Raw genomic sequence first — 13,053 nt, 5'->3', positions numbered from 1 at the left:
GATTTATGGCGATAGGCTGATTGTAAATCGTCGGCCTGTTAGGGCTTAGCGTCTAGAATTTGCTGATAGGTAATGGTGATGCGCTGAGCGATCGCTTCCCAGCTATATTTTTCTTGGGCACAGCGCCGGGCATTTTGGCCTCTTTGCAGTCGCTCGTCGGGTTGAGCGATCGCTGTCTCTAGCGCCTCAGTCAAAGCCTTGACCTCGCAAGGCACTACCCAACCCGCCGTACTCGCCTGAATCTCTGGCCAAATATGCACCTGGTCAGAGATCACAACCGGAATGCTAGCCGCCATCGCTTCTGCCACCGCAATGCCAAAGTTTTCGTAGTAAGACGGCAGCACAAACACATCGGCAGCGCTGAGAATTTGAGCTTTGAGTTCGCCGGAGACAAAGCCGTTGAGAGTAGCCTGATCTGCCCAGGGCGCAGCCTGGATCTGGCGGCGGATATCGTTTTCGTAGGCTCTATCTTGAGGGTTAGCGCCGCAAAGCAAAAAGTGAAAGGGGCAATCATGCGCGTACAGGTCTTCAAGCGCGGGCAGCAGCAAGTCAAAACCTTTTTTAGGATCAACACGCGACATAAACAGCACAATTGTTCGCTCAGCTGGAATATCAAACGCCGCTCGAATAGACGCTTGAGCAGCGATGCGTTCGGGCAAGTCGGGTAGCGCCACGCCCAGCGGGATGACCACATCGGGCGTCTCTACCCCAAACCGCTCAGAGACTTTGGCCTCCTGCTCGCTGGTGAAGTGAATCGCGGCGGCTCCGGCCAAGTTAGGGCGCTCAAACAAGCTGGCGTAGAGCTGTTTGGTCTGTTTTTTCTTTTGCAGGTCAGCCGGATCTAGTGTGCCGAGGGGCCGCATGAGATAGGGTAGATTTTTCCAGCGACAAACGGTCGCAGCTGAGGTGCTGACCGGCGAAAACAAAGCATGAATATGAGCAATGTCGTACTGGTCAGCGTTAGCCCAGAGCCAGCTCAGCAGATCGAGAGAAAATTTGTAGCGGCGAAAAGGAGAGCAGCGAAAGTAGATGACTTCATAGCCGTCTTCGGTCACAGGCTGGCCGAGTGGCACGTCTAAAGGCAGCTCATCGACATCGCCATTGGAGTCGGTGGTGATCACTGTTACCTGGCCGACCGCTGACTGAGCCCCGAGCGCTGCCGAAAGTCCGCGCACCATCTGACTCGGGCCACCATAGACCAGCGAGATCGAGGGGACAATTTGTAAAATTTTTAACGGCTTCATGGCGGCCAGAGGATGGGGGGAATGACGGTTCATCTACAGATCGGCGCGGCGGCTGAGTTCGCCAGTGGCCAAATCAACTTCGAGTGTAGTGCCCCCGGTCTCTACTAAGGCGCGACTGCTCCTGACATGTAATCTAGGTGGCGCCGAAATCCACCAGCCGCTGGTTGCTTGCTCAGTCAGGATAGCCGGAGAAATATCGAGCGCTTTTTGAACATCATCAAAGCTGCGCTGCACAACGACTTCTCCATCTAGATCAATCAGAGTTAGCGCGTAGGGGCTCGCGACGTTGATAAATTCATCGAGTAAGAGCACTTGTCCGGCAGGGCCAATCAGTGCAAATCTGGGGCCGTATTCGTGGGGCAGATCTTTTTGCCAGCGTAGGGTGTCGCCCTCGTATAGCTGACCGCGCGCGCGCGGTGTTTGCCACTGATCTGCGGCGCTGATGACCAGCCGGTACGGTTCGTTAGTAAATGTTTGGCGAAGGGGCGGCTGAGCGATGCGATCAGCGGTTGTCATCGGTTCGATATCTGCCGCAATAGTTTGAGCTGGGGGGAGCGAGGCTCGCTTTTGAGGGGGCCAGAGGACGATCAGACCGGCGATCGCCACCACCGCCAAGATAGGGAACAACAGTTTTGGCATGATCACGGGTCTCTCTACCCCCTCTACGCGCTACATGAGTCTCTGGAGCTATGACTTAGCCGCTGCTCGGCGAGTCACCTTCAACATAGATAAGCCCAACACTGCCAATCCTAACCAGCCGACGGTCGGCTCGGGCACACTTTTTGACGACGTTGGCGCTGGAGATAGGCGAGTAGGACTAGCGTCTGCTGCAGAGGTGCCCGCCTGATTGTCAAGAGAGACTTCAAAGCCAGGGGCTATTCCTGGTGCGCCCTGAGTGACAAAGGGGCTCTCGCGAATCTTCTTGATTTGAGCGTCTGTGAGCGCGCTGAGGCCAGCGCCATTAGGGTTGATGTCACTGACTGAACTAGGAATATTGCGGCGATCGCCGTCGGTCAGCAAATTATTAGCGCTCCCGGCTCCCAGCGTAGCGTGTCGCAGCCCCAGGTTATGGCCAATCTCATGAGCGAGGGTATCGGTGCGACCGCTGCTGCCAAAATCGAGCGCGGCTTCACTCACCAGTACGCCATTAGCGCCGATCCAGGCCAGGCCAAACTGGGTAAAGCCATTGATCGCTTCGATTTCTTCGACAAACCAAACATTGATAGGACCGCTATTGCGGCCAGAGTCAGGGTGACGACCAAAGGCACCCGCGCCGCCGGTTCGGGTGAGTTCGTAAAATTCGTAGTCAGACGAACTGCGCCGGCTGCTGTCGTCAATTTTAAGAAAGCGGGTGGCATTCAGGCGGTTGGGCGGCAAAAAAGACACCTTCAGTCTGGCCTGTTCTAAAATTTTGGCGGTAATGTCTGCAAAGAAGTTGCTACGAGCGCAGCGACTACCGCTGTCATCACAGACCTGAATAGGTTGAATGTAGAGCACATCAGGTTCGCCAAAGACAAGGGTTTGAACCGCTTGAACACCTTCAGACGAGCAGCCGCCCAGGACGATCGCCATCCCTAAGAGCAAAGGTTTGAGAGGCCGCTTGAGGAATCGACCAGAGATCAGATGCCCCTGTTGCAGCGGACGGACTAACCGGTTCACAGAAATAAACGCCAATATATAAACCCGATGTAGTAGAAAAATGTAGTGAGTGCGGAGCGGCTTGTTGACAAAAAATGACTGATCTAGAGAGGACAATTCCCGCTTTTGATCGGTAGATTTTGCTGGGTGGCGGACTTTCAGGAAATTTGCTTAACCCTACGGCGAGAAAAGTCTGTATCAGAACTCTGTATCAGAACAGGGTTTCGTAAAAACTGAGCATTCGTTTGGCCAGCGCGCGGTTAGTGTATTCGGCCATTGCCCGGCAGTAGCCTTGTTCAGCCAGGGTCTGCTGCTGGTCAGGATGGTTGAGCAGGGTAGCGATTTTTTCAGACAGGGCAGCCGCATCGCCTTCGGGAAAAACCAGCCCGTCGGTCTTAATCACATGGGGAATTTCGCCCGAGTCTGAGCCGACAACAGGCACCTTACAAGCCATTGCCTCAATCAGCACATGGCCAAACTGCTCTTTCCAGCCTGCAGCCGACAGCGTTTTAAACTGATAGGTGGTTTCTGAAGGCAAAATCAAGCAGTCCATCAGATTGATGTAGCGAGGCACATCGGCATGGGGGACACTTTCTATCCAGAGAATGCGATCGCCTATACCCAGTTCAGCCGCTAACGCTTGCAGTCTGGTTTTCAACGGCCCCCGACCCAGTAGCAATAGCTTCCACGGGCGATTGTTCTGACTGCCCTGCAGTTTACCCAGCGCCTGAAACAGCGTCAGCAATCCCTTCTCTTCTACAAAGCGACCGACAAAGCCGATGACAAATTCGTCTGGGGCAATTCCCTGCTCAGCGGCCAGATCCGGCTGAGGCTCGGGGCAAAAAATCCTTTCATCAACCCCGAGCTGCGGCATGACACAGGCAGGCCCATGGTAGCCGTGCTCACACAAGATGTCAGCCCCATCCTGATTGCCCACCACCAGGCCATCGGTATGGCGCAGGTTGTAGCTTTCTAACAGGGAGAGCGGAAACTTCACCTCGTAGGGCAAATTCCACCAGGTAAAAAAGACGTTTTTGGCTTTGAGCCCCAGGGCCCGGTTAAGCGTGATTAGTTCGGCATAGCCGAGCGCTTTTGCCCCCTGCTCTACCTGAATCACATCGGGCCGAAACTGCCGCAGCAGCGGGATGATACCAGCCCCGAAGCTGAGCAGCCCCTGGTTGTTTTGGCTAAAGTTGGAGATCGGCACTACCCGAAAACGACCCTCTTGCCGGGGCTGGGTCTCAATTTTGCGACTCTGTACGCCGCCCGGGTTCCAGCGCTTGGGGACGACCACCGTCACTTCTATATCTGGGCGGATTTGAGTGAGCGATCGCAGCTTTTCACAGTTGAGATCGACAATGTAGGTGTGGCTGGCAACAAGGATCTTCATTAGGGCAGCTTTACCAGTAGTGCAAAATAGGGGCAGGCGCTACGCCGAGGGCGGCTGGCTAAAGAGTCGGCCATCGCGGCCCGTCGGCTTGAGCAGGGTCCAGCAGGCTTTGAGAAAGCCCAGCAGGTAAAACCCAAAGCGGCTGAGCACCTTGATCGGCGAGCCGCTTTTATTGCAGGGCGGATTGCCCAAAACGTGACAGTCAAACAGGTTCGCCGATAGCCGCAGCAGCTGCCCCGGCGTCAGATTTTTCAGCGCCATTAAGAAATGATTGTGGTAGAAGGTCATCTGGTATTCGAGCGATCGCGTACTGATATCGTGGCAGCCCCCCGTCTCCTCACCCAAATGCACCAGATGGGCCGCCGGCTCATACCAAATGATCATGCCGGTCTTACGCACCCTCAGGCAAAAATCCGACTCCTCCCGCACCGCGCTACCGCGAAAGCGCTCATCAAACCGCAGCCCATACTGCTCAAATACCGAGCGCCGAAAAGACATATTGCAGCCCCGGGCCGTCAGAACTCGCTGCGGCTTGACCGTATGCACCAGGTCGATGTGATACCAGGCAATCCCTGGGTCCATCGCCTCCGGCGGCAGCATCTCAATCGCCAGATCTTTAGCCTCCGATAGCTTCATCCGGTCAAAGACGCGGCCTGCGACTGCGCCGACCTCGGGTCTGCCCTCAAAGCCTGTAGCATGAGCCTCCAAAAAGCCCTCTGGCAGCTCTACATCATCATCTAAAAATAGAAAAATGCTGCCACTAGCCCGCTCAATGGCATAGTTGCGAGCGGCAGGCAAGCTAGCCCAAGTGACGGTATACAGCTGAATTTTTTCGTCCGCGACCAGCTGGTCTAAAAAAGCTTGGGTGGTCGGTTCGTGACGCTGAGTTTGGTCAACGACAATCACTTCGTAGTTCGCATAGGTTTGCGCTAGCACGCTCTTCAGCGTGTCACACAGCACGCCCTCGCGCCCATAGGTAGGAATTACCACCGAGATCAGGGGCCAAGCAGCAGAAGAAGTCATAGTAAAGCCGTCATACAGGCTAAAGAAATGGCATTAGACAAGGGAGCATGTAGGTAAGCAGGTGGTCTTCAGACGAAGGTTGGCTGCTTCTTCAGACGCTTGCGGCGACCCGATTTAGGCAATTCGTTGACAGTCTCCGGAGATTCGAGCGCCAGTTTTTCTTGCTCCTGCCGCTCCAGCTCTGGAATTTTGAGAATGATGCCAGCCGCCAGCCAGTAGTAAACACCGACCGGGTCAACATCTAAAGGGTAGTAATACGGGAAGTAGCTGATAAATAAGATAAACACCCACATAGAAGCAGCGTAGCTGCGAAGATTTTTATCACGGGTGCTGCGGTAGATCTTAAAAGTCGCGATTGTCAAGGCGGTGTAGACAGCCAGCACAGCAAACAGACCAATGGGGCCAATCTCATAGATCAGCTTGGGATGGTAGGTCTCGATTAACGCAGTGTCACCAAATGTACGAGCAGAGTTGGTCGCCCGGCCGACCCCATGGCCAAAGATGCCTTTTTGCTTTTGCCAAACATCGTCGAACTGCCCTGCGATAAACGCCTGTGGTGGAGAAGCGTTCCACCGTGACTGCAGACTAGCTGTTCGCGTAGCAATCATTGCCGGGTTATTAGTCACCAGATAAGACAAGCTCAGGCCTAAGATCACACCAATAGGAATAAATCGCTTCAGGTTAGCCACCTGCCCCGTCATCACCGTCAAGGTCACAATAGAAATAGGCACCACCACTAAAGCAATTCGTTGACCGGAGACCACAGCCATCACCATGACCGCGACCAGTGAGATTAGACCAACCAGCCGCCAGAAAGCCGACTTATCGCTAAAGGTCGTGCCAAAGCTAAAGAAAGCAGCTGATATCAGGAACCAGCCCCACTGCCAGGGGGCAACAAACGTGCCAGGTAGTCGAATCTGCCCTTGATCCGGCGAATAGAGCAGTGAGCCGCCAACAAAGCAGCGAGCATCTAGCGAAGCGCGAAACAGCTCCCCGCCTGTACCGGTAGTGCCTGGGCAGGCACCCGTTTTTAGCATCAGGTACTGAATGAGTCCTAAACCGCAGGCAACTAGCACTAAGATTATCTGTAGCCGCAGAATAAAGACCAGGTCTTCCTTGTTACGGATTAGATAATAGATGCAGGCAACTAGGGGAACATAGCCAAAGAAAATCTTGGCTCCCCAAAGGGCCATCAGCATTGGGAACCTACCGTCAACCTGCCCAATCTGATCGGGTAGGTTGGTCACTACTATAGTCATAGACACCACGATCAGGAGAAAGACTAGCGGTGGTTTAATTGCCTTTGGCAAGATAATGGGCAGGCGATTTTTACGACAAAACTGATAGAGGCCAATCAGCGCGGGGATATAAAAGACATCTTTAGCAATTTGTAAAATCGGATTGCCGCCCAGCGCGTAGGTTACCGTCCCAGCAAAAGGCACATAGATGATAAAGGCGTACAGTGCTAGCCGCTGAAACTTAAATGAGAGTAGCAAACAGGTCAGAGCGCTCCCTACAGCGACCCCCAGAATCGGATCGACCAGCAGCCCAGTCAGCAAACCAATAAAGGTAGAGCCGAAGGTTACCAGCGCGGCATAAGTCACCGTCTGCTGACGACGCGCTGCTGCCTCACGCTCTAAAATCAGCTTCTGCCGAGGACTGAGGGATTTTTCATTGCCGGTGGCAGCGATCGCGACACTACTGGCAGCGGCACCCGGCTGCTGGCGACCTTTGGCAGCCGCCTGCGCTCGATTTCCAACCCGCTGCTCTTTCCCCTTGGATCGCTTTTTAGACTGTCGGAGAGACTGCTTGATAGAGCGCTTTCCGGAGGATCGTGAAACCATAGTTCTAAAGCAGAGAGTGTTAGGGCGGTAGGAACAGAGCGACGATGGCAGCTGGTTCAGACAACTGGCTCAGAGAGGGCAAATGGCTCAGAGAGAGCAAATGGCTCAGAGGGTATGGCTGAAGCTATGCGAGCATCGTCTAATCAAATTTACCCAATCGTTGCGATAAACCTGTGCCTAAAAGGCCGTTTCATGGGCCGCTGTATCAAATCTTCTTTTTCTTCGACGCTGAGTTGTCGGGATCTTTAAAGAGGGAGCATCAGCGCCCTAGCTGATTGGGTAAGTCTTCGCAGCCGCCAGGAACGGTCTCTCGGGTTTTGCTGCCGCCCCATGTGCAGCAGTAGCACCGCTGCACTTCAGAGAGCCGCTGCACGTTGGTAAAGTCAGCGCCTTCAATCACGGTGCCAGTGAATTCACCAGTCGTGTAGTTGGGCTGATCTTGCCGGGTGCGGGGCGTAGCGGTCTGAATGTCGCCGTAAAAGAAGCGCACGCCCATAATGTCGGTATCGGTGAGATTGGCATCGCAGAGGATGGCGCGGGAGAAGTTGGTTCGCACCAGGTCACAACCTTTCAGGTCGGCGCGGATTAAGTTGGATTCGCTCAAATCCAACCAGCGCAGGTCGGTATCTGCCAGACAACTCGCGGCCAGCATTACGCCTAGATCGATCACGCGGGTGCCGCGGGCACGGTCTTCAGCATAGCCGCCTAATCCATCGAGAATTGGGCGACCCAGGCGCTGATCGCGGGCTAGAGGCGTCAGCAGTTTAGAACGAGAGAGAAAGCGCAGCACTTTGGCCTTGCCATCGGCGTCAACGCTGCTGAGAATGGCAGCGGTTCTGGCTTCAGCGATGACTCGCTCTTGCGGCCAGTCTTCTAGCAGTCCTTCATCATCTAGTACCAGTTCTGAAATGCCTTGAAAGTAAGAGTCGATGGTTTGCTGCTGGGTGATCAGGTTTTGCTGAACGGTGAGGTCGCGGGAGATGATGTACTGTCGCCAGGCCACGTAAACGGCGATAATAGCGATAAATATCTGACCGATCGCGCCCAAAAAATCACCCAGCGCACTGATAATATCCCAGCGCAAGCCGCTGCCCCAGCGAGCAATGAGGCGACCAATACCGCTGGTATACACTAGCCCAATCATGCCTAATAGCAGACTGGGAATGGCGACAAACAGCGCGCGCTGCTGCTGAGTGAGATCGCTGAGCGCTTCTTGGCAGGTAGGTGTTAGCAGCCGCAGAGACACGACAAAGGCAACGATAGAACCCGCCAGGGTGAGCCAAATGCTGTCCAGGGTGAAGCCGATGATGACGACAATGGCACCGGCGATCGCCACCACACTCACAGGCGCTTTAGCGACCTCAATAGGATTGATCGCTGGCTGGCGTCGGTAACGCTCTTGGGGCTGCTGTAGCCCACTCTCTTCAGTTTTTGGAAGGTAGTTGGGGCGGGAGGATTGATCGCCCGGCGAGAAGTAGGTGGCTCCATCACCATTGTCAGCCTGGAGTTCAGGATCCGGATTGTAATCGACGGTAAAAGACTCGTTATAGCTGATGGGTGATCCGGCGTCAGGTGAGGAGGTCTGGCTGACTGTCCGCCGGTCAGCAGAATTCCGGTTCTGAGCAAAGCCGGTGATAGGGGACTCGCTGATAGACGGATCGTTTTCGAAATCGTCGGCGGCAGAAGCAGACTCAGAAGGTTTGACCATAAGGGCTCGTATTGCTTAGAAGCCAGTTTACCGGAAAGCTCTCTGTCCCTGTTGCTCTCTGTCCCTGTTTGAGATCCTTGGCTGAGAAGCTCACTTTATAGGGAGCCTGGCAGCCAAAAACATGGGGCGGCAACAGAGCCTCTCCGTCCTCCATTAAAATAGATAGATAGCTTATATCAGCCTTACCTTCAGACTGTTTACTTCAGACTGTGGCTCATGACTCGTCGCGGGTGGCGGGCCGGACTGCCACAGCAACCGTTTTATGATCACAACTTTACTTTTACTCACGGCTGTCGGCATCCTAACCTGGGGCTTTTTACAGGCTAAGCCCTACGGTGAACCCGGCATCTTAGCCTGGTTGCAGACGGTCGTGCTGATGGGGCCGTGGCTGCTGTTCTTTGGGTTTTCGGCAGCGGGCATCTATCTCAATCTGGCCGGGATATTGCTGCTAGTAGTGGCTTCGGCGGGCGCTTACATTTATCTGGGTAGACGGCTGCGGGCGACGGCCAAAGATCCGTTGGCAGCTAAGCGAGCCGCCACGCTGATGAACGAAGCGAGTGAGCCGACGGGCTCCTCAGCAGCGATCGCAGATACCGACGAGACGACAAAGGCCAGCGAGTCTAGCGAGTCCGTCAGTGAACCGGCTAGCGAGTCTGCTCCACCTGAAGCTAGCGGCAAGACTGATGAGGCAGATGAGGATGCGCTAACGCCCATACCCGCAGAAGACCTGGCAGTGATCGAAGGGATTTTTGGTATTGACACCTTTTTTAGAACCAAGACGGTGCCGTATCAAGAGGGCGCTATCTTTAAAGGAAATTTGCGCGGACAGTCCGATCAGGCGGCGCAAGTACTGAGTCAGAAGCTGACAGAAAAGCTGGGCGATCGCTACCGTTCTTTTTTACTAGCAGACCCTGACAATAAGCCCGTTGTGATTGTGCTGCCCAGCCAGAATGATCCCAAACCCACCTCTCTCACTCAGAGGATTTTGGCAGTGGCCTTGGCGATCGCCACGCTAGCCACCAGCCTGGAGACCGCCAGTATCTTGCAGGGGTTTGATATCTTCCAGAGCCCTGAGCGGCTTTCCGAAGCCCTGCCAATTGCGCTGGGGATAGCAGCGGTGCTGGGCGCTCACGAACTGGGTCACCGGCTGCTAGCAAACCGCCTGAATGTAAAAATCAGCCCGCCCTTTTTCTTGCCAGCCTGGCAACTGGGGGCCTTTGGCTCTTTGATGCGATTTGAATCTATTTTGCCCAACCGCACGGTGCTTTTTGATGTGGCCTTTGCTGGCCCAGCAGCGGGGGGAATCGTGTCCTTTATATTTTTACTGTTGGGTTTGGTGCTCTCCCATCCGGGCAGTCTGTTTCAGCTACCGGCCACGTTTTTTCAGGGCTCTATTCTGGTCGGCACCCTGGCCCGAGCTGTCTTAGGCGACGCCCTTCAGTCCACTCTGGTCGATGTGCATCCGCTGATGATTATGGGGTGGATTGGCCTAATCATTACTGCTATTAACGTGATGCCTGCCGGTCAGCTTGACGGCGGACGGGTCGTACAGGCCATCTACGGTCGCAAAACATTGGTGCGGGCAACGGTGGTGACGCTGGTGCTGCTCGCTGTCATCGGGTTATTTAACCCTTTGGCACTGTATTGGGCGGTGCTGATTGTTTTTTTACAGCGTCAGCCCGAGCGCCCCTGCCAAGACGACCTCACCGAACCAGATGATGCGAGAGCGGCCCTAGCCCTGCTAGCGCTATTGCTGATGCTGCTGGTACTACTGCCGCTGACGCCGAGCCTGGCAATCCGGCTGGGAATCGGCTAAAAAGCAACGAATGTTACCTGAAGAAGTTACCTGAATGTGGAGTCACTCAACCCATGCCCCTTACCCAAAAAATTCCCTGGACAAACCGGCGATCGCTGCCGCTGCGTAGACTGGTCAGACTCAGCACTATACCCATCGCAGCGTGGATATTCGTTCTACCAGCGATCGCTCAAGAAAATGCTGAACCGATTACGTTGAGCGAGGGTACTGCTCAGGTGCGGGGCGTTACTGCCGGAGACTACAGCCTGACTGCGCTAGCCGGGCGCGATCGCCGTCGCCGACTGTGCTTGGGATACGGATCGGCAGAACCCAATCACACACTAGTGTTAAGCAACCCTGCTCGGCGCTTGCAAGTAGCCGTTGAGAGCGGCGGCGACACCACCCTACTGATACAGGGGCCACAGGGCATTGACTGCAATGATAACCCTGGCCACAATCAGCTTGATGCCGCTGTGGACTACAGCGACTGGCCGAAGGGTACCTATCGCATTTGGGTGGGCAGCTTTAGCCGGGGCGATCGCCTCAACTACACCCTGCGCATCTCTGAGCCCACGCCCTCAGGTAATAGCCGCCGATAAAATCCGCCTAGAGGATCGGTTTGCCTCACCCTTCTGAGCCTCTACGGGGGGCAGAAAGGGGGTTGGAAGCGAATTACTCAGGCGCTAAGATAGTTTTGGCTAACGCATCTCTAAAACTGCATCTCCATAGGAAACTGCACCGTGTTCAAAGCCCTTGCCAAAGACTTTCGGATCATTTTTGAGCGGGATCCTGCTGCCCGTAACTGGCTAGAAGTAGCGCTGCTCTACCCGGGATTTCAGGCACTGGTGCTGCACCGGGTCGCGCACTGGCTATGGCATCTGGGCATTCCTTTTGTGCCCCGGCTGCTCTCTCACCTGGCCCGGGCGCTAACCGGCATCGAAATTCACCCGGGGGCGACCATTGGCTGCGGCGTATTTATTGACCATGGCATGGGCGTTGTGATTGGCGAGACAGCCATCATTGGGGATCTGGCGCTAATCTATCAGGGGGTCACCCTCGGCGGTACCGGCAAAGAAACCGGCAAACGTCACCCGACGCTAGGCACAGGGGTGATTGTCGGGGCTGGGGCCAAAATATTAGGCAATATTCAAATTGGTAATGATGTGCGCATTGGAGCAGGCTCTGTCGTGCTGCGAGAAGTGCCGTCTGACTGCACCGTGGTGGGCGTACCCGGACGGATTGTCTATCGTTCGGGCGAGCGAGTAGAGCCTTTGGAGCACGGCAGACTGCCAGACTCAGAGGCGATGGCCATTCGGGCGCTGGTAGATCGGATCGATGCGTTAGAAAACGAGCTATCGCAGCTTCGCTCAGCCGTTCCTGCGCAAGTGGCAGATGTCAGGCAGTTGGTCGCGGCGGGCACGGGGCGATCAGATCAGTCGGCGCTACTCCTGCGAGCCCTCCAGTCAGAAAACTGTGATCCTGAGCAGTGCTGTCGTATAGAAGATAGAGCCATTCAGGAATTCTTGGGAGGTGCAGGTATTTAGGATCGCAGTCTAGTTACCTCTGATATAAACCGGTCAACAAACGACTGTTTCACTTTTTAGCCTTTTCCCAGCCTGCTTGTTTTTACCCCTTTTACTTTATGAATTAGGGATTGACGGCGGTCACTTGCCACTGCTGACTGTTTCCTTGGGCAGATGATGCTGTCTTGGTATAAAGATGGCGGTTTTGCGGCTCGCCTCGCAGCTCTAGGTGATCGACGCTGTCAACCGCTAGCAGCAGCAGGCAAAACTGCGGAGGCGGCATTTGTTCATCGGGCGACGGCGGGCTAAAGTCCTGATCGTCAGCGCGGGGAGCTTTGGGGTAAGGCCAGCAAAACTGTGCTCTGGCGCTGTCTGAAATTTGCTGCCAGAGGCGCTGATGGGCATCGACCAGGCCAGTGTGGGCGGTGTCAGCCGTGACCACCGTAAGCTGGCCGCACAGCCGGAACTGCTCGCGGGTTTTGGCAAAGTACCAGCAGGCTTCAGCCGCCGGGTTCTCTGCAATTTGCTCAATTTTTTCGCTGCGGCGATCGCCAATCATCATCAGCTGATTGCTGTCGGCCCAAAACCCGCGAAACACCACCGTACGGTTAGCGGGCGTACCGTCCGGGCGGACGGTCGCTAGCTGGAAATAGCGAGAAAAGGGCTGGGCGCGATTGCGGTGAATGGCTCTAGCGAGGGGCGATCGCCAAGGGGCTATAACCTGACCGGCAGTTTCGTCTGCATCAAGCTTTTTCGCTACGGCATTAGCGCTGTCGTTGTTAGGTTGAAGATTGAGCTGTGAAGAATCAGTGCTAGACGCAGAAGACATAGACGAAGATTGGTGCGGGGTCTTGCACCCCAGGAGCAGTTATCGTTATTGTAAGGCGT

General features: G+C 55.0%; 11 protein-coding genes. 3 read left to right on the top strand and 8 right to left on the bottom strand.

The annotated features are described in order from the left end of the window. Positions 1–38: 38 nt before the first annotated feature. The 7 genes from hpsP to CKL79_RS10815 all read right to left on the bottom strand — a co-directional run bounded on the left by hpsP (position 39) and on the right by CKL79_RS10815 (position 8,847). Positions 39–1,244 (bottom strand): hormogonium polysaccharide biosynthesis glycosyltransferase HpsP, encoded by a 1,206-nt coding sequence (gene hpsP / locus CKL79_RS10845; protein WP_121969619.1) that lies wholly within the window; start codon positions 1,242–1,244, stop codon positions 39–41. 33 nt (positions 1,245–1,277) lie between these two features. After that, positions 1,278–1,883 (bottom strand): hypothetical protein, encoded by a 606-nt coding sequence (locus CKL79_RS10840; RefSeq protein WP_121969600.1) that lies wholly within the window; start codon positions 1,881–1,883, stop codon positions 1,278–1,280. 48 nt (positions 1,884–1,931) lie between these two features. Then, positions 1,932–2,381, bottom strand: a complete 450-nt coding sequence (locus CKL79_RS23860) for a reprolysin-like metallopeptidase (protein ID WP_240518796.1) — start codon at positions 2,379–2,381, stop codon at positions 1,932–1,934. A gap of 712 nt (positions 2,382–3,093) precedes the next feature. Continuing rightward, entirely contained in the window at positions 3,094–4,272 is a 1,179-nt protein-coding gene (gene hpsO, locus CKL79_RS10830) for a hormogonium polysaccharide biosynthesis glycosyltransferase HpsO (protein ID WP_121969598.1), read from the bottom strand. A 39-nt stretch (positions 4,273–4,311) separates the two neighbouring features. Then, entirely contained in the window at positions 4,312–5,295 is a 984-nt protein-coding gene (gene hpsN, locus CKL79_RS10825; RefSeq protein WP_121969597.1) for a hormogonium polysaccharide biosynthesis glycosyltransferase HpsN, read from the bottom strand. Positions 5,296–5,363: 68 nt separating this feature from the next. Then, positions 5,364–7,139 carry a hormogonium polysaccharide biosynthesis protein HpsL gene (hpsL, locus tag CKL79_RS10820; protein WP_205879055.1) on the bottom strand — a complete coding sequence of 592 codons (1,776 nt, stop codon included), beginning with the start codon at positions 7,137–7,139 and terminating at the stop codon, positions 5,364–5,366. 259 nt (positions 7,140–7,398) lie between these two features. Next, positions 7,399–8,847 carry a pentapeptide repeat-containing protein gene (locus CKL79_RS10815; protein WP_121969596.1) on the bottom strand — a complete coding sequence of 483 codons (1,449 nt, stop codon included), beginning with the start codon at positions 8,845–8,847 and terminating at the stop codon, positions 7,399–7,401. 262 nt (positions 8,848–9,109) lie between these two features. Here CKL79_RS10815 and CKL79_RS10810 point away from each other — a divergent pair, with 262 nt between their 5' ends. The 3 genes from CKL79_RS10810 (at position 9,110) to cysE (ending at position 12,186) form a co-directional block, all read left to right on the top strand. Beyond that, the gene (locus CKL79_RS10810; protein ID WP_121969595.1) at positions 9,110–10,663 is read left to right on the top strand and encodes a site-2 protease family protein; all 1,554 of its coding nucleotides are present in this window, start codon (positions 9,110–9,112) and stop codon (positions 10,661–10,663) included. Positions 10,664–10,716: 53 nt separating this feature from the next. Further along, the gene (locus CKL79_RS10805; RefSeq protein WP_121969594.1) at positions 10,717–11,241 is read left to right on the top strand and encodes a hypothetical protein; all 525 of its coding nucleotides are present in this window, start codon (positions 10,717–10,719) and stop codon (positions 11,239–11,241) included. Positions 11,242–11,382: 141 nt separating this feature from the next. Next, the gene (gene cysE / locus CKL79_RS10800) at positions 11,383–12,186 is read left to right on the top strand and encodes a serine O-acetyltransferase (RefSeq protein ID WP_121969593.1); all 804 of its coding nucleotides are present in this window, start codon (positions 11,383–11,385) and stop codon (positions 12,184–12,186) included. Between the two features lie 103 nt (positions 12,187–12,289). Here cysE and CKL79_RS10795 read toward each other — a convergent pair whose 3' ends face one another. Next, complete coding sequence (locus CKL79_RS10795) at positions 12,290–12,994, bottom strand: Npun_F5749 family FMN-dependent PPOX-type flavoprotein (protein ID WP_121969592.1); 705 nt, start codon at positions 12,992–12,994, stop codon at positions 12,290–12,292. Between the last annotated feature and the right edge of the window lie 59 nt (positions 12,995–13,053).

The sequence above is a fragment of the Leptolyngbya sp. BC1307 genome (assembly GCF_002286735.1).
GTDB lineage: Bacteria > Cyanobacteriota > Cyanobacteriia > Phormidesmidales > Phormidesmidaceae > Phormidesmis.
The sequence above is the reverse complement of the archived record's forward strand: the minus strand, read 5'-3'. Positions and strand labels throughout refer to the sequence as shown.